22 protein-coding genes are annotated in these 23,079 nt (G+C 35.5%); 4 read left to right on the forward strand and 18 right to left on the reverse strand.

Going from position 1 to position 23,079, the window contains the following annotated elements; translation table 11 throughout:
* Positions 1–18: 18 nt before the first annotated feature.
* The 3 genes from JKP34_RS11445 to JKP34_RS11455 all read right to left on the reverse strand — a co-directional run bounded on the left by JKP34_RS11445 (position 19) and on the right by JKP34_RS11455 (position 3,111).
* Entirely contained in the window at positions 19–1,227 is a 1,209-nt protein-coding gene (locus JKP34_RS11445; protein ID WP_201921299.1) for a hypothetical protein, read from the reverse strand.
* The gene (locus JKP34_RS11450; protein ID WP_201921301.1) at positions 1,217–1,774 is read right to left on the reverse strand and encodes an RNA polymerase sigma factor; all 558 of its coding nucleotides are present in this window, start codon (positions 1,772–1,774) and stop codon (positions 1,217–1,219) included. The genes JKP34_RS11445 and JKP34_RS11450 overlap by 11 nt, the downstream gene beginning before the upstream one ends.
* A gap of 65 nt (positions 1,775–1,839) precedes the next feature.
* On the reverse strand, positions 1,840–3,111 hold the full coding sequence (locus JKP34_RS11455) for a hypothetical protein (RefSeq protein ID WP_201921302.1): 1,272 nt from the start codon (positions 3,109–3,111) through the stop codon (positions 1,840–1,842).
* Positions 3,112–3,232: 121 nt separating this feature from the next.
* On the opposite strand from JKP34_RS11455, the gene JKP34_RS11460 reads away from it, so the two are divergent.
* Positions 3,233–3,736, forward strand: coding sequence for a GreA/GreB family elongation factor (locus tag JKP34_RS11460; protein ID WP_201921303.1), 504 nt, complete (start codon positions 3,233–3,235; stop codon positions 3,734–3,736).
* Here JKP34_RS11460 and JKP34_RS11465 read toward each other — a convergent pair.
* Complete coding sequence (locus tag JKP34_RS11465; RefSeq protein WP_201921304.1) at positions 3,729–5,708, reverse strand: OmpA family protein; 1,980 nt, start codon at positions 5,706–5,708, stop codon at positions 3,729–3,731. The genes JKP34_RS11460 and JKP34_RS11465 overlap by 8 nt on opposite strands.
* 291 nt (positions 5,709–5,999) lie before the next feature.
* Here JKP34_RS11465 and JKP34_RS11470 point away from each other — a divergent pair, with 291 nt between their 5' ends.
* The gene (locus JKP34_RS11470) at positions 6,000–8,273 is read left to right on the forward strand and encodes a tetratricopeptide repeat protein (RefSeq protein ID WP_201921305.1); all 2,274 of its coding nucleotides are present in this window, start codon (positions 6,000–6,002) and stop codon (positions 8,271–8,273) included.
* 4 nt (positions 8,274–8,277) lie between these two features.
* Here JKP34_RS11470 and JKP34_RS11475 read toward each other — a convergent pair whose 3' ends face one another.
* The 8 genes from JKP34_RS11475 to JKP34_RS11510 form a co-directional block, all read right to left on the reverse strand.
* Positions 8,278–9,612 (reverse strand): sensor histidine kinase, encoded by a 1,335-nt coding sequence (locus tag JKP34_RS11475; RefSeq protein WP_201921307.1) that lies wholly within the window; start codon positions 9,610–9,612, stop codon positions 8,278–8,280.
* 145 nt (positions 9,613–9,757) lie between these two features.
* Positions 9,758–10,435, reverse strand: a complete 678-nt coding sequence (locus JKP34_RS11480; RefSeq protein WP_201921309.1) for a DUF6989 domain-containing protein — start codon at positions 10,433–10,435, stop codon at positions 9,758–9,760.
* Positions 10,436–10,438: 3 nt separating this feature from the next.
* On the reverse strand, positions 10,439–11,665 hold the full coding sequence (locus JKP34_RS11485; RefSeq protein WP_201921312.1) for an oxygenase MpaB family protein: 1,227 nt from the start codon (positions 11,663–11,665) through the stop codon (positions 10,439–10,441).
* Between the two features lie 60 nt (positions 11,666–11,725).
* Positions 11,726–12,301 carry a pyridoxamine 5'-phosphate oxidase family protein gene (locus tag JKP34_RS11490; protein ID WP_201921313.1) on the reverse strand — a complete coding sequence of 192 codons (576 nt, stop codon included), beginning with the start codon at positions 12,299–12,301 and terminating at the stop codon, positions 11,726–11,728.
* Positions 12,298–12,798 carry a hypothetical protein gene (locus JKP34_RS11495; RefSeq protein ID WP_201921316.1) on the reverse strand — a complete coding sequence of 167 codons (501 nt, stop codon included), beginning with the start codon at positions 12,796–12,798 and terminating at the stop codon, positions 12,298–12,300. The genes JKP34_RS11490 and JKP34_RS11495 overlap by 4 nt, the downstream gene beginning before the upstream one ends.
* A gap of 54 nt (positions 12,799–12,852) precedes the next feature.
* Positions 12,853–13,263, reverse strand: a complete 411-nt coding sequence (locus JKP34_RS11500) for a hypothetical protein (protein ID WP_201921318.1) — start codon at positions 13,261–13,263, stop codon at positions 12,853–12,855.
* Positions 13,264–13,346: 83 nt separating this feature from the next.
* Positions 13,347–14,597 carry a BamA/TamA family outer membrane protein gene (locus JKP34_RS11505; protein ID WP_201921321.1) on the reverse strand — a complete coding sequence of 417 codons (1,251 nt, stop codon included), beginning with the start codon at positions 14,595–14,597 and terminating at the stop codon, positions 13,347–13,349.
* A gap of 9 nt (positions 14,598–14,606) precedes the next feature.
* Positions 14,607–15,479 carry a hypothetical protein gene (locus tag JKP34_RS11510; RefSeq protein ID WP_201921324.1) on the reverse strand — a complete coding sequence of 291 codons (873 nt, stop codon included), beginning with the start codon at positions 15,477–15,479 and terminating at the stop codon, positions 14,607–14,609.
* 151 nt (positions 15,480–15,630) lie between these two features.
* On the opposite strand from JKP34_RS11510, the gene JKP34_RS11515 reads away from it, so the two are divergent.
* The gene (locus tag JKP34_RS11515; protein ID WP_201921328.1) at positions 15,631–16,521 is read left to right on the forward strand and encodes a 3-hydroxyacyl-CoA dehydrogenase family protein; all 891 of its coding nucleotides are present in this window, start codon (positions 15,631–15,633) and stop codon (positions 16,519–16,521) included.
* A complete protein-coding gene (locus tag JKP34_RS11520; protein ID WP_201921332.1) occupies positions 16,522–16,746 on the forward strand; it encodes a DUF3820 family protein in 225 nt (74 codons plus the stop codon).
* A 7-nt stretch (positions 16,747–16,753) separates the two neighbouring features.
* Here the strand turns inward: JKP34_RS11520 and JKP34_RS11525 are convergent, their stop codons facing one another.
* The 6 genes from JKP34_RS11525 to JKP34_RS11550 all read right to left on the reverse strand — a co-directional run bounded on the left by JKP34_RS11525 (position 16,754) and on the right by JKP34_RS11550 (position 23,050).
* Positions 16,754–17,182 carry a hypothetical protein gene (locus tag JKP34_RS11525; protein WP_201921335.1) on the reverse strand — a complete coding sequence of 143 codons (429 nt, stop codon included), beginning with the start codon at positions 17,180–17,182 and terminating at the stop codon, positions 16,754–16,756.
* Positions 17,169–17,696 carry an exosortase family protein XrtF gene (gene xrtF, locus JKP34_RS11530; protein ID WP_201921339.1) on the reverse strand — a complete coding sequence of 176 codons (528 nt, stop codon included), beginning with the start codon at positions 17,694–17,696 and terminating at the stop codon, positions 17,169–17,171. The genes JKP34_RS11525 and xrtF overlap by 14 nt, the downstream gene beginning before the upstream one ends.
* A complete protein-coding gene (locus JKP34_RS11535) occupies positions 17,693–18,322 on the reverse strand; it encodes an acetyltransferase (RefSeq protein ID WP_201921342.1) in 630 nt (209 codons plus the stop codon). The genes xrtF and JKP34_RS11535 overlap by 4 nt, the downstream gene beginning before the upstream one ends.
* Positions 18,319–18,921 (reverse strand): acetyltransferase, encoded by a 603-nt coding sequence (locus JKP34_RS11540; protein ID WP_201921344.1) that lies wholly within the window; start codon positions 18,919–18,921, stop codon positions 18,319–18,321. The genes JKP34_RS11535 and JKP34_RS11540 overlap by 4 nt, the downstream gene beginning before the upstream one ends.
* Before the next feature lie 80 nt (positions 18,922–19,001).
* A complete protein-coding gene (locus JKP34_RS11545; protein ID WP_317193687.1) occupies positions 19,002–20,147 on the reverse strand; it encodes a mechanosensitive ion channel family protein in 1,146 nt (381 codons plus the stop codon).
* The gene (locus JKP34_RS11550; RefSeq protein WP_201921347.1) at positions 20,147–23,050 is read right to left on the reverse strand and encodes an ATP-binding protein; all 2,904 of its coding nucleotides are present in this window, start codon (positions 23,048–23,050) and stop codon (positions 20,147–20,149) included. Before JKP34_RS11550 ends, JKP34_RS11545 begins: the two co-directional genes overlap by 1 nt.
* Between the last annotated feature and the right edge of the window lie 29 nt (positions 23,051–23,079).

Raw genomic sequence — 23,079 nt, forward strand, 5'->3', positions numbered from 1 at the left:
ATGAACAACTCACGATAACTAAAAAGTAAACACCAAGCCTATATCAATTCCAAGGCTATATGGTTTAAGACTGAAAAGCTGCTCGCCATTTCCATTATAGTTGTTAAATGTATAGCTAATAACTGGAGCTATCCTAAACTGAAGCTTAGTGTTCATCCTAAAATAATTATTATAGCTCATATTGAAGTAATACATTTGATTTCCGTAAAATTGCTTATCACCAAGCTGATAATGTCCTTCCAACTGAAAATCAATCCATTGGCTTAATGGTCTTCTTTCAAGCACTTTATACTTTACTCCTAATTGAAGGCCCGTAGAGAAGTTGGTAATTTTAAAGGACTCAATTATGGTCTCTTTATAAGTGGCTAATGTCAAACCATTGTCTGACTGCGTAACATTAATAGAATCAGATTGTGCATTATAGTAACCTACCTTGATTTTTTGAGACTGTCGCACCAAAGAGAGACCTGCATATAATTTCCACCTGTCCTTCAAGCTCTTTTCAAAACCAAAAGATGTTCTAAAACCTACCCTATCCCAACTAAGTGCATCGCTCTGAACATATTCAATTACATGATCATCCATGAGGTTAGGATTAATTTTGTGATACGAACTAAAACCTTGAAATGAGAAATATGCATTGTAAAATTGCTTCTTTGGTTTTACTATAGGCTCTTTTATCAATTTGGGTAGTGCGACAGTATTTATTCTTTTATTAAAGTAAATGGAATCTTGTAATGGTATAAATTGTCGTCCTACTAAAGTGTTCCAAACAGGCTCATCTTTAAATGATGAGCCAATAGCCTCTTTAGCGTATTCAGTAGAATTAATGAACTTACTATTATAAAATGAGCTAAATGTTTTCTTTTTAGAATGGCTTGCATTTTCACTCATATTATCTTCAGCACTAGCAATGCTAATGTTTGAATTTGCTTGATCAAACTCAATGTTATCTTTAACTGCTACTTGTAATTGGCTGGTAGAATTAACCCTGTTATTAAGCTCATTTGAAAGGCTTTGAATTTCTGTAGTGGTTTTTAAGTCATCGCTGTTATTTGAATTAAAATAGTAGGTGCTACCAGCTCCTAGAAATAGTAACAGCAGCAGTACTCCATATTTCCAGTTACCAGATCCATTTGGTAGTTTAGCACCAATGCTAGTCCACAATGAAGCATCAGCATTAGCCTCATAATTGGCCACTCTATTTTTCCAATCTTTATTTTCCATCAGCTTTCTCGTAAATTAGATGCTCCCTATCTTTTAACAATAGTTTATTTAGCAAAGCTTTAGCCTTATTCAACTGAGATTTTGAAGTACCTACAGCTATATTGAGCATTTCTGCTATTTCTTTGTGTGCATAACCTTCAATTACATACATGTTAAAAACCACCTTATACCCATCAGGTAAAAGATTTATAACTTGAATGATTTCTTCAGTTTCCATTTTGTCAAACAACTGCTCATAATGATCATTAGCAAGCTCATATTCAGCTTCTACATTATCTTGAACAATAACCTTCTTCCTATGCCCATCTATGCAAGTGTGTATGGTAATTCGCTTCATCCATAACCAAAAGGACTTATGATCTCTGAGCTTATTGATTTGGTTAAATATTTTAATGAAAGCTTCCTGAAAACAATCCTCAGCTTCCTCCTTATTAGCACAATAGCGCATACAGATACCCATTACTTGCTTATAGCATTCCTTATAAAGAGCTTCTTGTGCTCTCCTATTATTCTTTTTACATTTCTTTATTAAAGCCTCCAGACTCATTAAATACAATAAGAAGGGAGCTTTAACTCCCTTCCTTTTAAGGTTGATACTTTAAAATATTAGTTTTAAGGTTTTTGAATCGTTATCTGTGCCGTGTCACATTCGTTTCCTTCACACACCAAGTAGCTAAATTGCTCTGCAACATCGTTTTGCCATGCAGCGCTATCAGCTAAGTATCTCACATAAAGGTAACCAGCTTCATTTTTTATTTGAGCTTGCCCAAATGATAGGTTCATTGAGTCTGGTATCGAAATGCTAAATTGTCCGGGTAAGCCACAGTATACATCATTGCTTAAAATATCCATATCAAGTACAGCGGTAGAGTCTATATTTAAAGTGAAGAAATCATCTGAAAGAGAAAGCACGTTACAACTACTATCGTTTGCCGGTGCCATAACTTCAATAACATGACTGCCAGTGTAAGACCGCCCATTAGCTAGAGTTACTTCATACCAAAGTGAATCGATTCCTTCAATTGATGGGGTAAACTTGGCTACATTATTATTAATTGCTTCAATAACACCCAATGAAATTTGTCCGTAATTAATTTGGCTTACAGCGTTGTTACAAATGCTATCAGTAGCTGTAACATCAATATACAGCACCGAATCAAGTGGTATAGCATCAAAGCCAGAATACGCCTCTATATAGCAAGTATCTTGATCAGAAGTCATAAACACCTCGAGAAATCCATATATCGCTGTGGCTTCATCTGCAGGGCCAATCAATTTGGCTTCATAAACGATACTGTCACTGATAAAATTAGCGGTATCCTCGAGGGTGTAGCTTATAGCATTATTTGCAGTTATAGTTGCTGTTCCAAAGTTTGGAGCACCAATAATATTGAGTTTATCCAGTGTATATTGACACAGTATATCATTAGCCAATACACCAACTTCGGCTGATAAACTCCCCTCAATGTAGAGGACGTCATTCTTAGCATAAGGCATACAGGAATCAGTTTCAAATTGACTAGAGTCACCAATATTTACAATAATAGAATCCGTAAAACTCTGACTTGGGGTGCTTACCTCAAATATGATGTAATCCTTACCACTTGCACTTTCATTAGCAGTATATTTAACTAACTGATTTTTTAACCAGCTTACTTCTGATTTATCACTTTGGTGATTAAGTGAGATAGATGCATTTTCTAAAGGATCACCTAAAACATTTATCACCATAGGTTCCCCTTTTATGGCAAATATTTCACTATTGTTAATTACCGAATGTTCATCAAGTGTACTTTTCGGAAGAACATCCTCTCCAAGTTGATCGCATGACCAAAGTGCCGCAATCATGCAAATTAATAGTAATGTTACTCTGTAGATACGCATAATTCTAAAGTTAAAGTTTCTGTTTATTAGAAGGGCGCAACTCAGGTAAAAAAGGTTGCCTGAGCTAACAAAAAGTTTCTTATCTCTCTGAACATAATGTGGAAATAACTGTAATTAACTTATGAGTAGAGCATTTGTAAAAGAAGATGATCAGGAAGAAGCTCCATTTGTTCCACCAAGAGCAGCTTTGCCTAACAGTGTTGTCAATTATGTAACACCTAACGGGATGAGTCAATTATACAATGAGAAAGATTCATTAATCGATCAAAGAGAAAAAATTCAAGCGTTAGAAGATGAGAAAATAAGACGTCATGAGTTAGCCATAGTAAATGGTAAGTTAACTCTATTGGAACAACGAATTAACAGTGCGAGGGTAATCCTGCCGGATGATCAGCCGCAAAATGAAATTCGTTTTGGTGCTACAGTTGAGCTTTCTATTGACAATAAGATAAGTACCTTTCAAATAGTAGGAGCTGATGAGTCCAATGTAAAAGATGGGAAAATAGCCTTCTTTTCACCTATTGCTAAAACTATCATCGGCAAGAAAAAGAATGATAAAGCCGTTTTAAAATTGGGTAAAGAAAAAAGATCAATTGAGATTAAACAAATCTCGTATCTTAATTAGAAGCAGCCTTTAACGCACTTTTATGATGAAAACTCAATGTTAGTTCAACTCTCCTATTTAATGCGCGTTTTTCTATCTTATCATTGTCTGCAATCGGATTAGCTTCACCCTCTGCTATTATTTCTACATGCTCTGCATGCAAACCGTGTTCTTTCATCCACTGCTTTACTGCTTTTGCTCTTTGTTCCGCTAAATACTTATTATAAGTTTCATCTCCTATACTACAGGTATAGCCTATTAAATCAACTTTATCGATCTCTTCATCCTTAATCAGTTTGGCTATCTCAATTAATAATTCTTGATCTTCATTGATTGCATAACTATCAAAGTCGAAGTGAATTTTAAATGTTTTTTTCTTACTTAAAAGTGTTGACTGGTTTATCAATGAATCGGAAGCAGATTCGTTTGCAGCAGCCACAACTTGCAATTCTTTCCAGTCAGTTCGTTTGATCAAGAAATCAATTCTATTGTTTATGTTAAAAGCTGAATTGACATGCTTTTTATAATTGTCAGCATTTTCAGCATTGCTTCCTTCAGGCCTTAACAACAATCGTTGCGGATTAAAGCCCTGTTCTACGTAAAAGTCCTTTATCTTCATTATCCTGCTCAAAGATAATTCCATATTAGCCACACTATCTTCATAGTCATGTGCATGTCCTACTATCTCAATTTGCAGACCTTCATTTTGTTGAAAGATTTCCAACAGTCTTACCAGTTCAAAATAAGTAGAGCTTACAAACTCATCTGTTTTATACTCAAATTGAATGTTATGGCTGGTAAATTTCTCATCTTTTCTTATTGGAACTGTATGTATATCAGCAGTTTCTTCTTTATAAGTAGTTTGCTTTTCTAAATCGATATAATGACTCTCACTAATGTGCCCTGATTTATTTACATAGAAGAAATATGATCCACCTGTAGGTAGTATGGCATTGAAGCTATTGGACTCGTATTCTACAAATATCTCCGATTCACTCGCACTTGTTGTTAAAAAATTGACATGATAGTCAATGCTGTCATCCTCATTATTAGCAAGCAAAAACTCACCTGTGAGTAAAATAACAGGATCTGGCCTAAACTGATAAGGAATGGTTATCGAAAATATATCTCGGCTATCATCTCTTCCATTTTTATCGCTCACATAATATCCAATAGTTCCATTAGCAGGTATGGTATAATATGCTTCGAAAGATTCTGTATTTACATCAGGACCAAGGTTTTCTGGTTTGGACCAATTTGTCCAGGTTGAATCTAGTCTTTTAGAATAAAAAATATCTGCCCCACCGTAGTTTTCATGCCCCATTGATGCAAAAAATAAGGTCTTATTATCTGCGGCTAAAAAAGGAGAGAACTCTGGGTGCTTTGTATTAATCTGTTGACCCAGATTAATGGGTTTTGACCAACTATTATCTTTCAGCTTTCTACTTACATACAAGTCCTGATCGCCAAAGCTATCATCACGCTCTACTGCAATAAGTAATTCTTGACCGTTACTACTAAAAAAGTAATCAATAAAATCACTATGGTTATGAAAATCTTGAATAGGTAGAATCTGTGGTACACTCCAACCACTATCTGTTCGATGACTAACAGCCACACCATCTGTCTTTTTATTGTCCACATAAGCATTTAGCAGGTAAAGAGATTCACCATTCGGAGATATTGAAACAACACCGTTTGGCATTTCATTATTGAGTGGTTCACCTATGTTTACGGATTTCGACCAGCCTCTTTTGCCGTACTTACTGTAATAAATATCCTGTTCATCATATCTCCCATTGATGTTCTCCGGGGTGTTTTGTCTTGCAAAAAATAGGGTATTCCCATCTGCTGAAATCATTGGTTTGGTTTCAACATAAGATGTATTTATAGAATCCGACAGATTATTTTTAATAATCTCCTGACCGTAAAGTGGGGTAAAATAAAGTGATAATAATAAGGTTGAAATAGCGGATATCTTCAATACTTTCATGGTTCTATAGTTAAGGTTGATCCACTCAACATCTCTTACTTAAATTAAAAGATTAAGCAAATATACATAAAAACTTGATATTCAGTGTAAAATAAAAATAATTAGTGCATTAAACTAAAGAATCATTAGTGTTTAAAGCTATCAGCATTGTACTGAAGTATGAAATGATTAGCTTTAAGCTTAGATAAAGTATTAGTAAAAAGGTAGGCTTTAGAATAGGTTTTAATGGACTTTTGACTAAAATTTGTGTTTATTATCATTAGTTGGTAAAGTAATCAAAAAACTAATCTTTTGAGATATAGTAAATTAATTATTACAGGCCTATTTTTCTTCAATTTTAATACAGCAGATTTATCCGGCCAAAACCAGCAATTATATCAACTGGATAGCCTGAAAGCTGAATTACGCAATAATAAAATTACGGATACAGTTAGGGCTGAGTTATTGTTGGATATTGCTTTTGTTTACCGCAATGTATCAATAGACTCTGCAAAGCATTATGCGCAACAAAGCCTCTCCTATTCAAAATCAATTGATTACCTAAAAGGTCAGGTTCAAGCCATCCGAAATATAGGATTGAGCTATTTGAGAGAAGGTAATTATGATACGGCAATCGTACTGGCAAATAGAGCAGCCATTACGGCTAAAAAGAATAATCTAAGCACTAACCTGGCAGACGCTTACAATACACTAGGTATTGCTCATTATAGAAAATCCAATTATGATAGTGCCAGATTCTATTATGAAGAAAGCGCTAAATTATTTAGAAATATTAATGGAAGAGAAGCAGATGTAGCAGGCGCTTATTTGAATATTGGTTCCATTTATGAGAGTCAGGGAAACTATATTGATGCCCTCAAGAATTTTCAGGAATCTTTACTGGTTTTCGAGCAACAAGATCATAAAATGGGCATTGCCAGCGCAAGTTACAATCTCGCTAACCTTTTTAAAAAACAAGGTGATATAAAGAAAGCCCTACAATACATGGAAAGAACGGTTGCTATTGACAGCCTTACTGGAAATAAACAAGGATATGCTGAATCATTAGGGCAATTAGCTGGCCTCTATCTTGAAAACAGTGATACGGCAGAGGCCATTTATAAATATAAATCTTCCATAAACTTGAGTAATCAGGTAGGTTCTAAATGCCGTGCTATAAACCAAATTAGAAATCTTGGCGAAATCTATTTGCTTCAGGAACGACTAGATTCGGCTTATCAATATTTAAACAAGGCGGTTGAAACTGCAGAAAGCTGCAAAACACTTGGTTTAATTGTCTCGAGCTACATACAGTTCAGCAAATACCTTATCAAAACAATTCAGAGAAATAGAGCCGTAGAAATGCTTGAGAAGGCACACCTTATTGCTAATAAAGAAGGATATAAAAGCCAGCAGGAACAGGCCTCTAATTTATTATATGAACTCTATAAAAAATTAGGTGAGCGCGAAAAGGCTCTCTATTATCTTGAAATTGCTGATCAACTGGAAGATGAACTTTTTAATGCTGAAAACACTAGAAAAATAGCCCAGCTTGAAGCTGAATACCTTATTGAAAAGGAAAGGCAGAAATTTCAGCACGATCAGGAACTACGCGATATAACTTATAATGAAAGTCTGGCAGAAGAAAAGAGAAGAAATTTATTGTTCATCATTGTAGCAATCGCACTTCTTTTGATAATGCTCGTACTATTAAGACTCTATTATATCCGGACAAAATATAACAAGCTGTTGAACAAACAGAATGAAGAAATTACCTTACAAAATGCTCAGATTAATGAACAAATAGAAGAAATCTCTCATCAAAGTGAGCTATTACAGAATAGAGCGAATTTACTTGAGGAACAAAGTAATCAGCTGAACTTAGCCAATAAGGATCTTAAACAAATCAATGAAGAAAAAAATACTATTATTGGCATTGTCGCTCATGATCTTAAAAGTCCTATAAATCAAATACAAGGCTTACTAGAATTAATGAGATTGGAATCTGATTCAGAGGCTTTACTAAACCAATATCTTTCTAAAATTGAGGATTCTGCGAAGCGTTCGATAGAAATGATTGATAGGATACTCGATATAAGTGCGGCAGAAAACAAGGAAATCAAAGTTAAACTTCAACCAATTGACTTGAAGTCATTTACAGCCAAACTCGTTAATGGATTTGACACCAAGGCATCAAAAAAGGCCATTCAAATTGATTTTGAAGCCAGGCAGACCGCCCAAATACAGACCGATCCATTATTACTTACAGAGATCATTGAAAACCTTCTATCAAATGCACTAAAATACTCTCCAATGGAGAGCAGAATTAGAGTTGTGCTAGATAGCACCAAACTTCACCATCAAATTCATGTAAGTGACGATGGACCCGGAATAAGTAAAGAGGAACAAAGAAATATGTTTGACAGCTATACACAGCTAAGTGCAAAACCTACTGCAGACGAGAAATCTACTGGCCTTGGTTTGTCAATTGTCAAAAGATATCTTAATGTACTAAACTATGATATTGAATGTATCAGTGATGGAAAAAGTGGTACTACATTTATTATAAAGATTCCAATTCAATAAAAGGTTAGTTACTCAGCGGCAATTCAACTACAAAAGTTGCTCCTTTAGTTGATGCTTCTCTGTCATATCGTACAGTACCATTATTAGTTTCCACATAACGCTTTACCAAGGATAAGCCTAAACCAGTTGAGCTTTCACCAGCAGTAGGTCTTGTACTTAACTTGGAAAACTTTTTGAAAAGGTGATCTTCCTCTTCCGGATGAATACCTGGGCCTTGATCTGCAACAGAAATTTGAATATAGTCATTCTTTGAATTTAACGTCACCGTTACATTCTTTTGCGGTTGTGAAAACTTTATTGCATTAGATAAAAGATTCTCGAATATTAGGTTAACATAAGTCTTATCAACTACAACAGTTGTTTTATCAGTGTAGCATAGCAGATTAATCTTGATAGACTTTTTGCTAGCCAAACCCTGCATTTTATTAATCAATTCATCTAATAAGGGTAATAAATCAATCTTCTTAAAATCTACTTTATCACTCTCTTGTTCACTTCTATCCATTTCAAGCACTCTGTTGACCAGATTTTCAGCATTGAGCGAAGTTTGTAAAATCAACTCTTTACATTCATCTTTCCGTTCTGCATCAGTTTCCATATCCATCATTCGAATAAGTCCTTTGATATTACCCAATGGCCCTCTTAAATCGTGTGATAATATGCGTATTATATAGTCCTTCTCTTCTATTAAACTTTTTAATTCTTCCTTTTGCTCACTAATGACTGCCTGTTGTTGCAATAATTCGGCATTTTGATTAGCTACTCGTTGTAGCGCCTTTTGCTGCGTAAATTCAAAAACCATAGCAATAAAAAGAATAATCAACAACAAGCCAGGAACTATAGCGGTAAACCACTCAGACCTTAAAGATTTGTCATAAGCTTCAGGAAAGGGATACTCTTTAATAGCAAGAAAGCCAATAAAAACCATTGTGGTGAAGCTTATTGCTCCCCAAAATACTGCTGAAGTTCTGTTTACAATAAGAAGCGCTAATACTGGTATGGAGACAATCCATGGATACAAGGCAGATTCAGTACCTCCTGAATAATAAGCCAATGTTGTTACCGCAATGGCACCTATCAAAACGTAGATATTACCTATCCCAATAATAGGGATTTTGGTCTTTACCAAAAATGGTAACAAAAGAAAACCCACAACATTCATGAGCATCATATAAATGCCCATTTGAAAGGAGAAGTAGAAACTAAGCCATAAGTAGGAGTTAGAAAATAGTGAAGTTAAAAGTGATCCTCTTACTAAGAGGCGTGCCTTTCTCAACTCATCATCAGACTTGAACCGATCAGGGTGAATAAAAAAATCTATTAAACCATTAAGTACCATGCAACATTAAAAATATGCTTTACAATGATGTAATTATAATTCTGGTTCAAGTTTAAATATGCTTTTCGTTTACGGCTGGTTTTAGTCAGACCAGCCTAACAGTTCGTTCGGTTAACAATTTAATTATACAAAGCGATATTTCCTACTACATGATCAAAACAAGCTTCCAGCCTAGCATGGCACTCACAACAATCCAAAAACCTTCTAAAATGCCCAAACCAATTGATTTACCAATCTTATTATGTTCAGATAAACGTATAAGCATGGGTAATGACAACGAAATAAGAGCTTCGGAAATAATAATATATACAGGTGCATTAAACACCATCAAAGTATTTGGATGATAAAACCACCAGCCAGCATTATTGGCTAAATGTTCGTATAATGGGATATACATTCCACCTGCAATACATAAGATGATAGAAGCTTTTAAAACTTTAAACTTCTGCGTTAACAATACCCCAATAAAGCTCAACTGAAGAATAATGTTGGACCATGCGAAAGGCATATAAGCAGGTGAATCCCAAATCATGGCTTCTTTGGCAGGATAAACCAAACTATTGATAACACTTACCAAATAATAGTCGGCTATCAATTCCATAAAACCTGCAATGGTACCGATAATTGCAAGTCTCAGAATCAGTTGATTTTTAAACTTAACAGCATAAAACCAATAGAAAGTGTATAGCAAAAAGGTAATAACACTTGCACTCCAAGGCCCTGCCGTAGTAATTGAGCTACCCAAGGACCATAGCACAAGAATAAAAGCGGTTGAAAGAATAACTCGTGTACTCTGCTTATTTAAGCCGTTGATAGTTTCCATAGATTAAAAGTTTTGGTTGAGGTTCCAGTTTTGGGTTAATGATGGTGGTATATAAAAATGAACTGACTTATTCTCATTAAAATGATGTATTATACTTTTTAAAAGCACTTTATTAAATACACCACTTATCTCCTGAATGAATTTATGATGCTCAAGCTTACTAATATCTTTTGTGAAGAATTTAGTAAGCCTTAAGGCTACATCATCCTTTTTATTATCTCCATCTTTTAAACCGATATATTGAGCCAATGGCTTACCACTACCCTGTTCAAAATCCTGAAGAAAATACTGTATCATATATTCCGGTACACCTCTAAAAATATTACCCGGCATGGTATGATTAATAAAATTGATACAGGATGCTGTTAATGCAATGCCAGATTCAGAAGTATCTGCTTGATGCTTGAGTATTTTATTGGCTAAGTCAAAAGCATTCTCATAAGTGTCAGGAATTAAGGCTTCCTTTATTCCCATCAAATGACCAACTACCTGCCAGCAGTGTAAATAGCCTTCTATTTGGTTTTCGGATAGATTTATATCCAGTCGCTCAAGCCCTTTTAATATTACTGGTGCAAATGACATTAAGGTACCGGCCAGGTCTTCCTGATTTATCGGCTCTCCCAGATCATGGGCATCCCATTGGAAACCGTTTTTACTAGCCTGATATTTGAGATAATATCTAATGGAGGCATGAATTAATCTTACTTTCTGAATGGTCACCAAACCAGTTCCGTCAGCTGAGAGTCCTCCGGGGCTCATCACATTAAAGATCATTTGGCCTGTTTCCATTAATCTTCTGACTAAAGGATCCATGTCTTTATAATGGGTCATCAAACGGCCTGTATCAAAAAGTACTTGAGCACCTTTTGCGCAGGTATAACACATGGGCAAGGAACTTACGTTCAGCAACATGAATATTTCTGGACCAAACTCGGCAAACACCTGCTCACCAACTTTGATCTTATCGGCATCATACCAATCAGGTAGTTGAGCTGAATCAATAAAGTATTTGTCTAGGGTTAATTTTAACTCACCTTCAAACTGTTTGAAAGTTTGTTCATTAAAAGTGTGATTACTTACAAGAGTTACGAAAACAGCATTGAGATGCTCGGCATTACCGCTATCTATCACCTGTTTTATAACGTTGTCAGCTAATTCATCAGTTATATGTCTACAGCTTTCAAGAAAAGGAATTGTAATTTCGTTTTGGTTGAATTCTAAGGATGCCATTAGGTTTTTTAAGCAAAATATTAAATCATATTTAATATTTTGCTTAACACTCTGAAAATATCATGGCACTAACCAACTGCTCTTGTTATTTTTTAAATCAATACACACTCTAATATGCTCACTTCCATTGAGTTGAAGTACCGCTATTACTTTTATGTTAAATTCTATCACAGCAAAGTGTTCCTCATCAAATTCTTTTTTGAAAGTATGAGCTCTCTCTAAACTTTTAACTTCACTTCCCGGTGCTTTCGTAGTGTTATAGGCTTCCTTGCCCCCTTTCAAATTCAGCCAATGACTTAGCGCCAGATCATTCTGATGATGTACATGCGCCTCACCAATTAATTTTAGCTGGATTTTGTGCCCTTTATCGTAAGCTAGAATGGTAGCGTTCTTGTTTTCTTTTAATTCATGGACTTTGCTCGACCGCTCATCGGTATAAATAATAGCAGCTTGATCATTCTCATTAAAGTTCCTTAACACAACGGTCCTTAAATTTGGCGTATCATTTTTAATAGTTGCAAGCGTAACAAAGTGCATAGCTGACCTATTATCAGCCGCTGCCCTTTTTAATAAATCGAATACGGTTCTCTTGATCTCTGGTAAGCTATCTTCAGATTTAATATAATTACTACTCATTTAATTCTCTTTTTAATCGACCTGTCCATCCAATTACCAAAGCGCGACCAAAACAAGCCCTGTGACCAACTCCACATGCCATATATTGAAGGTTGTACAAATGAGCTCAGCTTAACAGTAAAATGCGTTCCTTTTTCTGTTGGTGCACTACTAAACTCCAGGCGATAAGGACGAATTAATCGGAAACTGATAGCATAACTTCCATAGAAGTACTGGAGGTCTCGATAATGGGCATTGACTTCTCCTATTTCTCCAGCTAAAGAAAGTAAAGGACCATGATGTATATTGAGCACACCTTTTGAAAAAGCACTACTTTCTTCAGGCTTTAAAAGAAACTCAACCCGGTAAGGGAAAATCTGTGATTTGGTAAAAGTTTTGGGATCATTTAGCCAATCCCACACTTGTGCCTCATTATATTGAGACTTAAAGGTTTTCTCAAAAATGTGGTTTCTGAAATGGCTAGGCTTAGCATTTTTAACCGCTCTTTTGTCTGACATTAAAACCAAACACCATCTTACTGATGATGTTTGAAAATAAAATCATCAAAAGAGTTACTCCGCAGCTAACGTTTCCTCTTCAAGTAAGAAAGCTTTCGCCTGGCCCTCGTTACCAAATATTTTAAATGGCACACCAAATTTATTCACAGCACTCAATAGCATATTAAGGTAGTATCTTTTAAAAACGTTGGCATCCGTGATAATAGCTACTTTCTCCAGACCAACTTCTATAGCCGCGGGAATCATTTCTTTCTCGAACCATTTTCTATTTTCTGGAGATACAACACCTTGATTAGTGGTATCGGATAATACGTATTTCATTAAATGAGTCTTTGCATAAGCGAGCATGTTTTCAAAAACATCTCTGTACTGATCCATAGTGCAATTGCTCTTCCAAACTACAAAACCAATTTTCGTATCAGGATTGTAATCTATTGAAGCATGAGGTTTATCATATATTATCATAACTAGAAATTTTACAAGAATTTAGAAAAAAATTATATTCTTGAAAAGTTACTTTAGATAAAATGTACCTTTGAAACGATTAATCAGAAATACTGACCAAGACCTATCACAATTCCATTGCTACCTGAAGCACCCTTGAAATCAGCTCCGTAGTCAATTCGTAAAATGGCATTATGTATCTTTTTATGGATGAATCTAATTCCTAATCCTCCAAAGTATTCCTGGTTTTCATACATCATAAAGTCATCAAAGCCACCGCCTGGTGTACGCCATGTCCCTGTATCCATAAAAGCAACCAACTGAAGTGCTAGTTTTTGCTTGTTCAATAGGCTATGTCTGTATTCTGCATTCAATACTAAGGTACCAGTCCCACGGTCTACTCTATTACCAACGCCTCTAATATTTAAGTAGCTATCCAATACAAATGGTGCAAAGGGGCTGTTGTTATTTGAAGAAAGACCCAGGCGAAGGCGAACTGCCAAGTTTCCCTTTTCTCTTATTTTCTTATAATACTTAAAGTCATTATAGCCGATAAAAAACAAGGGATAATCAGAAAATGACCTCACATGTTGTAACGTTAGCTGATTGGTATAACCCCATAATTGAAAATAATGCTGCTTTATCTGTTGATGTTTAAATATCAATTTTAAAAGCATTTTTTTCTCAAAGGCATAGCTAGGAGCACCTTCCACTAAAGTAGATGTTGCTGTATACTCCTCAGTAAAAAAAGCTCCACCAAATAATAAGCTGTTATTAAAATTAAAATGATGTACTAAATCTGCTCCATAAGTATAATTGTCATAATTATAGAATACTTCACCAGCATCGAAAAACAATGGTTCTAAAGTGCTCCACTTGATATAATTAAAGTTCACATCCCATTGTGTACATTTTATTCTTATCAAATTTAAATGTACGGCTACGCTACTCCTATCATAATACTGATAGTAAGCATAAAACTTATGTCCCATTCCTAGTAGATTAACGTCCGAGGTACCAAGCTGGAACCAAAAGTTATTGGTCAAACTTCCAAAGTTCACAATTGGTAACAGTGTGAAAAGTTCTTTGAACACGTAAGTTAAAACAAGACCTTCATCAGTAACATCTAGTTGATAACTCACATCACCAAACATTTCAAGGTTAGTTAGCCTGTTAATCTCTCTATGTATCTTAGCAGTATCAGGCTCATCTCCTATTTGGGTATCAATAAATTTGTTGATATAAACCTCTTTAGTTTTGTCAATGCCCTTAAATTGAATGGCAATAATCTTGTCTTGAGCAAGAGATTCAAAGCTCACAATTAGGTAGCCAACCAATAAGACAAGTCGAAACATATACTAAAACTACTGTCTTATCAGTCTTATCCCAAGATTAAATGTATTTCCTGCACCGGCTCCTTCACTCCCAGCCCAAAATGAAGTATATAATAACTCCAGCTCAACAAATTGTGGCATTAATTGATATTTGGCTCCGAGCCCACTTTGAACAAAGTAATTATTAAAAGCCTCAAAGCTTTGTCCCTGATCATTATAGTGTGTAGGAAAATATTCAACCATACCGTATAAAGTCCACCTGGTGGTAGGGAAATAACTCAAAAAGCCACTTGTCTGCGTTTGCAGGAAGTTATTCTCTCGGAAAGAGTCACGCACAAAATTCATCCAGAAAGCTTGTTGAAAGAACAATTGAAGTTTATTGCTAATTGGTTTATCATAGTAGAACTGAGTCAACCACAGACTTTTATCAGTTTCTAAAAAAGGGTAAGGACCACCCTCATCAGGAAGAGGTGCTTCTAAATCCTGTTCTAGTGGCCAAAGAAAAGTAGATTGAATGGAAAGCCGTTTCAGGTTCTTAAAAGGTGCTATTTTAATTTTAGGCCCAAAACCAGTAATTGCTGTTCTGTTATTTAAATTCTCATCTTCATAATTAACCTGCTTCACCCAAACATCCAGTCCTAAATTAAGCTGGTCATTCACACCATACAAAAATTGATTAATAGATGTAAAATAGGTTTGTCTACCACCATTAATAGGCTCTTTATTTAAAGGTCTTTCTCCAAAGGCCTTTGTTTGGGTATATAGATTCTGAAAACTTTTAAACTCCCATTCGCCCCTGTCAAATAATATTGAGGGTGTATAAGTCTGCAGGTTTTCCTGAGCAAGCAAGCCTAATGGAAGGCTACTAAAAAGGCTGATAAGTATTAAGGTTCTTTTTATCATACTTCAATGTAGCACGGCATGAGTCATATCAACTGTCATGGAGCAGACAGAGCTTTTCATTTCATGATGGCTAATTCTTCCAAACAAGTGTTAGGCAAGCCCTGTTTAGTTTCTATATTTGTTGAAAAATTAAAAGTCAAACTATATTAATATGAAAAATATTGCAGTAATAGGTTCCGGAACTATGGGTAATGGCATTGCACATGTTTTTGCTCAAAATGATTTTAAGGTTTCCCTAATTGACATCAAGCAAGAAGCATTAGACAAAGCCCTTCAAACCATAGAAAAAAACCTTGACAGGCAAGTAAAGAAAGAAATTATTGACGAAGCCAAAAAGGCGGACACTCTAAAAAATATTACCACCTATACTTCTGTTAAAGAAGGTGCAGCAAATGCGGAATTAGTGGTAGAAGCAGCAACTGAAAATGTTGATTTAAAGCTGAACATCTTCAAAGAACTTGATCAGGTTTGTAACGATAACACCATTCTGGCTTCTAATACCAGCTCAATTAGCATTACTAAAATTGCTGCTGTTACGAACAGACCAGATAAAGTGATTGGCATGCATTTTATGAATCCTGTTCCAGTGATGAAGTTAGTTGAGGTAATCAGGGGCTATAGCACTTCTGATGAAGTAACTGATCAAATTATGGAGCTTTCAAAAAGCTTGGGCAAGATACCAGAAATGACTAATGATTATCCTGGTTTTATTGCTAATAGAATTTTAATGCCAATGATCAATGAAGCTATTTTTAGCTTATTTGAAGGCGTAGCTGGTGTTAAAGAAATTGATTCAATTATGAAGTTAGGTATGGCGCACCCTATGGGGCCATTACAACTAGCTGATTTTATTGGACTAGATGTTTGCCTGAGCATTCTAAACGTACTACATGATGGATTAGGTGACCCTAAATACAGACCATGTCCTTTATTGATTAACATGGTGCAAGCTGGTAAAATGGGTATTAAATCAGGTGAAGGTTTTTATTCATATGGCCATGGTACTAAAGATTTAATAGTAGCAGATACATTTAAGAAATAAATGGAAGGATTAAATCCTGAAATTCTAAAAGACTTAGTAAGAGTTAAAATGCCCTTTGGAAAATATAAGGGCATTTTACTTTGTAATCTTCCTGTTTCCTACCTTGAATGGTTTAAGCGTAAAGATGGTTTTCCTGCAGGAAAATTGGGCATGCAATTGGAAACACTTTGGGTAATCAAAACCAATGGATTGGAAGAGATTTTACATCAACTAAAAGGTAGATAGCTCTTATCTATTTTCCTGTATTGACCTTGTTCTCTTGAATGTAAATAGCTGGGATTAGCAAAACCATAAGCGTTGGATTTACAATAAGCCTGTGGAGAAATGAGATATACATGTGATCCATGGTAACAGAAAATCTCAAAATGAAATAGGGTATCAATAAAAATAGTAATCCGAAGAGTTCTACTATAAGTCCGAAGCGCACATACTTTCGCTGATAAAATAATGCATATATCAACAACAACATGAGGTTGTCATTCATTAAAAAGCGCAAACTCCTATTGAAAATAAAGCGTGTTTTGAAGGATGCTTCGTTTAGTATTAGTTGGCTGTAGTCAAACTTCTGAAAAATGAATACGAGCCCCAGACATATAAAGCAGAAGACAATTAACGCTAATCGTTTTGATCTGTCTGGTTGTAATTGATTACTTTTTAGCATCTATTTTAAATATCCATAATGCCCATAAACCAAAAACCGCTATGTATATAAATGCAGTAAACAGAAATTTGTGAGAAAAATAAAGCAGCTTTGGCAGTGATAAGGTGACATGATACAAAAGATCTATCCTTAAGAGATTAAATAAATGAACTACTATTAATCCTACTGGAACAAACCATAGCATTTTCATTGAAGGTCTACTGTAGGCAAAAACAAAGGCTATGAATATAATCATAACGTTTAGACCATTACAACCTTCATAAACAGAAAGAACAGCTCGTTCATCTTTAAAAATATAGACACTCTTTAAATCTTCTTTGGGACCAGTAGTGATGTTTTCATTATAAAGAGACAGCACATCGGCCGTTTGCTCGGTCACAAATTGTGTCATCCAATCTGCTTTTTCAGAGTAAGCATCAAGATAAAAGCCGTAAAGTACATTCAAGATTATGTAGAGCCCCAGAAACTTCCCAAGGAATAAAATTGAGGGTTTAAAATCGGCAAACAAACTCATGAATCAATCTCTTTTGCGGGAACACCAACAGCCGTTTTACCAGCTGATAAATCTGAGGTGAGTACAGCGCCTGATCCTAATACACTTTGTTTCTCCAGTATAATGCCATTTAAAATGTTAGCACCGCTCCCTACAAAAGCACCTTCCTTCAAATGCACATTTCCTGATAAATTGGCTCCTGGCATTACAGAACTATAATCGTCAAGCTGACAGTCATGACCAATGGTAGCATTAAGATTGACAACAGTAAATTTGCCTACCTTGATATTGGTTGTAAAGTTTGCTCCGGCACAAATAATGCTTCCTTCACCAACATCTAGCAAATCATTAAAAATTGCATAAGGAGAAACCAAGCTTAAAAAGCTAACTTTTGGGTTAACTATTTGATCAACTATGACTTTTCTTACTTGACCATTACCAATCGCCACTACCACACTAATATTCTCATTATAGCTATTTAAGTGACTAATTGTACCCAAGTAAAGCTTATCTAGTTCCTTAGATTTATCTTCATCATCAAAATATCCTAAGAAGCGATAATGATATTGTTTTTTAATAAGCTGTTGCAAAATAAGATTAACCTCTCTACCAAACCCTCCTGCTCCTATAATCGCCACGTCAGTCATGCTTCAACACTTTTAACAATTTTCCCTGGGTTTCCCACCACTACAGAATAATCAGGAACATCCTGCGTAATCACAGCTCCGGCACCAATAACGCACCACTTACCAATATTTACTAAAGGAATTACCGTTGCTCCAGCTCCAATTAAAGTACCCTCTCCTACAGATACGCCACCACATACTCCAACATTTGGTGCAATATGAGCAAAATCACCTATCTCACAATCATGATCTACACTGGCGGAAGTATTAATAATTACATGCTCTCCTATTATTGTATCGGCATTAATCACTGTTCTAGGCATGAGAACTGTACCCTCTCCAATTTGAACATTAGAACCCAAAACTGATGTTGCATGAATGGCACGACCAAAATTAGCCTCAATAGCCTCTACTACTTTCTTTCTGGTTTTATTAACACCTATTGATATAATGCAATCGGTACCATCATTAGAGAAATCCTTGGTTTTTCCTATAACAGGTATATCCCAAAGAGATTTTTTGCTCTCATCTTCATCGAAAAAAGCTTTTACCTTAATTCCCTGAGAGGAAAGTATATCTACGATGACCTTGGCATGTCCGCTTGCTCCAAATAAATACATAGCATAAACTTAGACTAATATTGAAAATTATTCAAACAGCAGTTTGATAATAATTGAAATCCAGAATTCGTAGGTTTTGCTTATTTAAGCAGGCCTTCTTTAACCAGCTCATTAATAACTAATTCCGTCATTTCACTTTTAAATTTAAACTCATCGCGTGTATCCATCACATAAGCCTTTAGCTTCATTTTCAAATAAGAACCTGATTGATTAATTTCATGAAAGAATAATACCACTATCGGTTTATTGAGATAAACATACTTTGAGGTAGCTGCTGCTTCTGTGGCAATCGCCCTTACTTTGGTAGTATCAGTATCATTAGGAAGAAATATTTCTGCCACTACCTGACAATTGAGTTCTCCACTATTACTGTTTGAAACAGAACCACTCATCATGACTGAGTTTGGCACAGATACTAAGGAGTCATCAGGAGTGACAATCCTGGTGGAACGGAGACCAATTTCTACTACTTCGCCATAATACTTATCTACTTCTATTTTATCTCCGCTAACAAATGGTCTGTCCAATAAAATAACGATTCCACCAAATATATTCTTGAGGATATCCTGAGAAGCGAAACCAACAGCTACACCTATTGAGGCTGAAAAAGCCAGCATTGTTGTGATAGATGGTCTAAAAACTACCACTATTATCAGCGTAATAATGGTACTCCACGTAACAATTTTAATGATTGGAATAGCTCCCTTAAAGGTTATTCTATAATTAGGACTTCTTTCAGCTAACGCATTTAACAGGTAGCTTAATAACCTGATAATAAAATAGCCAAAAACTAGAAAAACGATAGAATAGAAAATATTATCGCCAGAAATCAACTTGGCTATAGTTTCCAATTTATCGTCTCCCTCATCAGACTTAGTTTCACTTTTATTCTTGGTATTTTTATTACCGAGTAGCTCTTCAGATTTATTTTGGACAGTATCTTTCTGAGCTGCTGATTTTGTCGAATCCTTCTTTAGAGGTGCCGGAAGCTTTGTTGATTTGTTTAAACTCTTTGCTATTGAATCTGGCAAAACTCTTGGTTGACCGATAGGCTTTACTTCTATTGAACTGTCAGCACGGGCTAGAGAATCATTCTCCAGAGCCTTTCCCAAACTATCCATCTCCTTTACAATATCATTCTGCGAATAGAGTGGACTAACACTTACTGAACAAAGCAGAATTAGGATGATGAATAATGAATTAAATATATTTTTTAAAGCGCTCACTAGCTTATCAAATTTTTAACTTTTAATAATTGTACTGTATTTCGAAATATAATCGGGTTTACCAAAAAGAAATCTTCTTCCTCAATTAAAACCCCATCTTCCAACATTTCTATAATCATGAAGCGCACTTTTTGCTCATTCATATTAAGCACTCTGGCCGCTTGCATTACGTTTAAACCATCGTGTAAAATAAGGGCGTGAAGCAGAAACACCCTATCAGCCTGCAATGAATTAAGGAAACTGAAATCAGGCTTCTCAAAACTTTTAATGGTGATGCTGTGCCCATCAACCGACTTGGTGCTCAAGAGCCAATACATAAGCGCCATACTTACATTACTTTTAGAGAAACTATGGAGCTCTTTAAAGAATTTGCTTCTAAGAAATTCCTGTTTTTCTTCATCATTGAGTTTCTTAAACTTTTTATCATCAGCCAATTCAGCTGGTGCCTCAAAATTGATTTTGAAACCACTTACTCTATTTCTTTTGATTACCAGTTTACTGATGGTATCAGCATCCATTTGCTCGAGCACTATGGGGTAACTGAAGAATGCATTGATCTTGAGGGTACGTTCTAAGTAACGATATGCATACAAAGAAACTGAAACCATCCAAAAAATATTCTTTTGAGTAGCCGCAATGATGTCTATTAATTCAATAAGTGCTTTTTGCCCACCAATCACTCTCAAGTACAGATTTTGTAAATCTTCTACTATGATGATTCTTTTAGTGCCTCCATTTAAATAAGCAATTAATTTATCCGCTGAATCTATATCCGGCTGCTTTAAGGTTTGAGCAAACTTATCTATCAGCACATTGCGGTCTATCTGATTTCCTGTAAATGATAAGCGTACAAAAGCGTGCTTTAGTTTAACAGTTTTTAAAACATAGTTGATTAATGAAGTCATTCCACTCCACTTTTCTCCAGTGAGTATTACATCACCATAATGACCTTCCTGCCAGGCTGTATAGGCACTATTAAACCGTTCCAACTCCTTTTCTCTACCTTCAAATAGCACAGTATCATCCAAAGGCTCAATGGCATATAGTCTTTTATAGATAAGTGGTAAACCATCTATAGTTTTCTTAGCGATATTAAGAAAGTCAGAAACTTCTCTATTGGGTTGATCGGTAACATTGATAGAGAAAAATTTCCTGTTGATCTGCTCTACCTGATTAATCGCCCAATTGTATTGAACAGTGCCATAGGCTTTTACTTTATCCCAATAATCTGATACGGTAGACCTAATTTGCTTATTAAATGCTTCTGATTTTTGCAGGGCCTTGGCCTTGCTAATCCTAAGTTTTAAGGCGGCAATATTTTCCTTATTGTTAAGCTCATTAATTTCAACGGTAAGGCTGTTTTCTATACTATCAAGCTCCTTTAAGGTATTATCTATTAAATGATCAAGCTGATCCTTAATTTCCTGATTGGCATTTATGGCTCTTTCAAAACCTTCTTTTAATATATGCTGTATATCAGCAGCATCAAGCTCTTCATTTAAAGCATTGGAAGCCGTATTGAGTACATAGTTAACTATTTCGTCAATATCACCAGCTGCAACCAGTAGCTTATCCATTTTACTGAAAATGGTACCTTTTAAGTCTTCTATTTTTTCATTGATGAGCGGTACTAACTCAAAGGATAGCAATTCGTGATTTGAAATATTAGACAATTCACTATCCGGCAGAGGCTCATCATAAACACCTGACTTAACCACTACATATTCAGCCTCAAGACTATTTATTCTTTCCTCTATTTTATGCTCAAATTTATCGAGTTGGTTGAGGAGACTATTCTCGCTTAAGCTAGTTTCAAAGCCTGACAAAAGTCCCATGTTAAGGTCTTTTTTAGACTGATAGGTCAATTGTGCTATTAGCTTTTTAAGCGCTTCACTGTCGTGCCCATCTTCTGTAAAATTTTTGAGTGATCGTTGAAGAAATGAGGATATTTCCTGTTGATAATTCTTTTCAACTTTATTCTGCCAATCTTCGATATTCTTTTCTAGCTCCTCTTTGTGGTAGTTAAGATGGGCTTTTAAAGCAGATAGCTCTAATTTTGAGCGCCAATCCTCAAAGTTAGCATGGATGGTATTTTCCCATTTTCCAAACTGCTCTTCCCAGTCTTCTATTGCCTCTTCTTCCTTCTTTTCAAGGTAAGCCATCCTCAGCTTTTTGTCATCATGCTCAATGGTGTCCACCAGTTCATAAGCCTTATGAAATTCATTACTGGCATTCTCGTACCAATCCTGGATAATATCAGTAGCCTCTGCCTTTAGCGTAGCAAAATCTTCTTCAAGCTTTTTTGGCTCAAGTTGCTGATGTACTTTAAGCTCTGCTAATTTTTCAATAAACAGTCTGTTCGTTTTATCCTCTATCTGCTGCCAAACTTTGTAAAAAGGCCTGATTAAATGCGCTTCTGTTAATTGCTTGACGGGAATTGCGTGACTCCAATATTTTAATGGCTTTTTATCTTTTCGAAACAGGTTAGCGATGTAGAAAGGAATTTTGCTTAAATGGAAAGCGACAATCTTAAAGCTCTTTCTGAATTTTAGCCAGCCACTATCCGCTTCATCAATTCTAAAACGAAGAGCAAGCTGCTCTTTCACTTCAATTTCAGGCAGTTTTCTTAAAAAGAAATCCTTTTCTCCAAAAAAGTCTGCACTAAGAATTTGTAGATCAGCAGCTTTAGGTTTACTACTAAAGTTGTTGCTTAATACTTTGCGAATACGTTGACAGCTTTCATCTTCAGAAGGACCAGCTTCATCCTTATATTCCTGATTGATACTAGCCACACGCTCTGCAAGCTCTTTTAAATAATCTTCTCGCTCACCAATTCGTTTTGAGATGTGCCGCAACAAAAATTTATACCACGTAATACAATGTTCGGTATAATTATCCTTCATGTATTTAATTCTAATTAATTGGTTAATGC

Origin of the sequence: Marivirga atlantica, assembly GCF_016734805.1 — a bacterium.
Lineage (GTDB): Bacteria > Bacteroidota > Bacteroidia > Cytophagales > Cyclobacteriaceae > Marivirga > Marivirga atlantica.

Bases quoted from the DNA above. Each gene is read 5' to 3' on its own strand.
- JKP34_RS11445 (WP_201921299.1), bottom strand. From the start codon at position 1,227: ATGGAAAATAAAGATTGGAAAAATAGAGTGGCCAATTATGAGGCTAAT.
- JKP34_RS11450 (WP_201921301.1), bottom strand. From the start codon at position 1,774: ATGAGTCTGGAGGCTTTAATAAAGAAATGTAAAAAGAATAATAGGAGA.
- JKP34_RS11455 (WP_201921302.1), bottom strand. From the start codon at position 3,111: ATGCGTATCTACAGAGTAACATTACTATTAATTTGCATGATTGCGGCA.
- JKP34_RS11460 (WP_201921303.1), top strand. From the start codon at position 3,233: ATGAGTAGAGCATTTGTAAAAGAAGATGATCAGGAAGAAGCTCCATTT.
- JKP34_RS11465 (WP_201921304.1), bottom strand. From the start codon at position 5,708: ATGAAAGTATTGAAGATATCCGCTATTTCAACCTTATTATTATCACTT.
- JKP34_RS11475 (WP_201921307.1), bottom strand. From the start codon at position 9,612: ATGGTACTTAATGGTTTAATAGATTTTTTTATTCACCCTGATCGGTTC.
- JKP34_RS11480 (WP_201921309.1), bottom strand. From the start codon at position 10,435: ATGGAAACTATCAACGGCTTAAATAAGCAGAGTACACGAGTTATTCTT.
- JKP34_RS11485 (WP_201921312.1), bottom strand. From the start codon at position 11,665: ATGGCATCCTTAGAATTCAACCAAAACGAAATTACAATTCCTTTTCTT.
- JKP34_RS11490 (WP_201921313.1), bottom strand. From the start codon at position 12,301: ATGAGTAGTAATTATATTAAATCTGAAGATAGCTTACCAGAGATCAAG.
- JKP34_RS11495 (WP_201921316.1), bottom strand. From the start codon at position 12,798: ATGTCAGACAAAAGAGCGGTTAAAAATGCTAAGCCTAGCCATTTCAGA.
- JKP34_RS11500 (WP_201921318.1), bottom strand. From the start codon at position 13,263: ATGATAATATATGATAAACCTCATGCTTCAATAGATTACAATCCTGAT.
- JKP34_RS11505 (WP_201921321.1), bottom strand. From the start codon at position 14,597: ATGTTTCGACTTGTCTTATTGGTTGGCTACCTAATTGTGAGCTTTGAA.
- JKP34_RS11510 (WP_201921324.1), bottom strand. From the start codon at position 15,479: ATGATAAAAAGAACCTTAATACTTATCAGCCTTTTTAGTAGCCTTCCA.
- JKP34_RS11515 (WP_201921328.1), top strand. From the start codon at position 15,631: ATGAAAAATATTGCAGTAATAGGTTCCGGAACTATGGGTAATGGCATT.
- JKP34_RS11520 (WP_201921332.1), top strand. From the start codon at position 16,522: ATGGAAGGATTAAATCCTGAAATTCTAAAAGACTTAGTAAGAGTTAAA.
- JKP34_RS11525 (WP_201921335.1), bottom strand. From the start codon at position 17,182: ATGCTAAAAAGTAATCAATTACAACCAGACAGATCAAAACGATTAGCG.
- xrtF (WP_201921339.1), bottom strand. From the start codon at position 17,696: ATGAGTTTGTTTGCCGATTTTAAACCCTCAATTTTATTCCTTGGGAAG.
- JKP34_RS11535 (WP_201921342.1), bottom strand. From the start codon at position 18,322: ATGACTGACGTGGCGATTATAGGAGCAGGAGGGTTTGGTAGAGAGGTT.
- JKP34_RS11540 (WP_201921344.1), bottom strand. From the start codon at position 18,921: ATGTATTTATTTGGAGCAAGCGGACATGCCAAGGTCATCGTAGATATA.
- JKP34_RS11550 (WP_201921347.1), bottom strand. From the start codon at position 23,050: ATGAAGGATAATTATACCGAACATTGTATTACGTGGTATAAATTTTTG.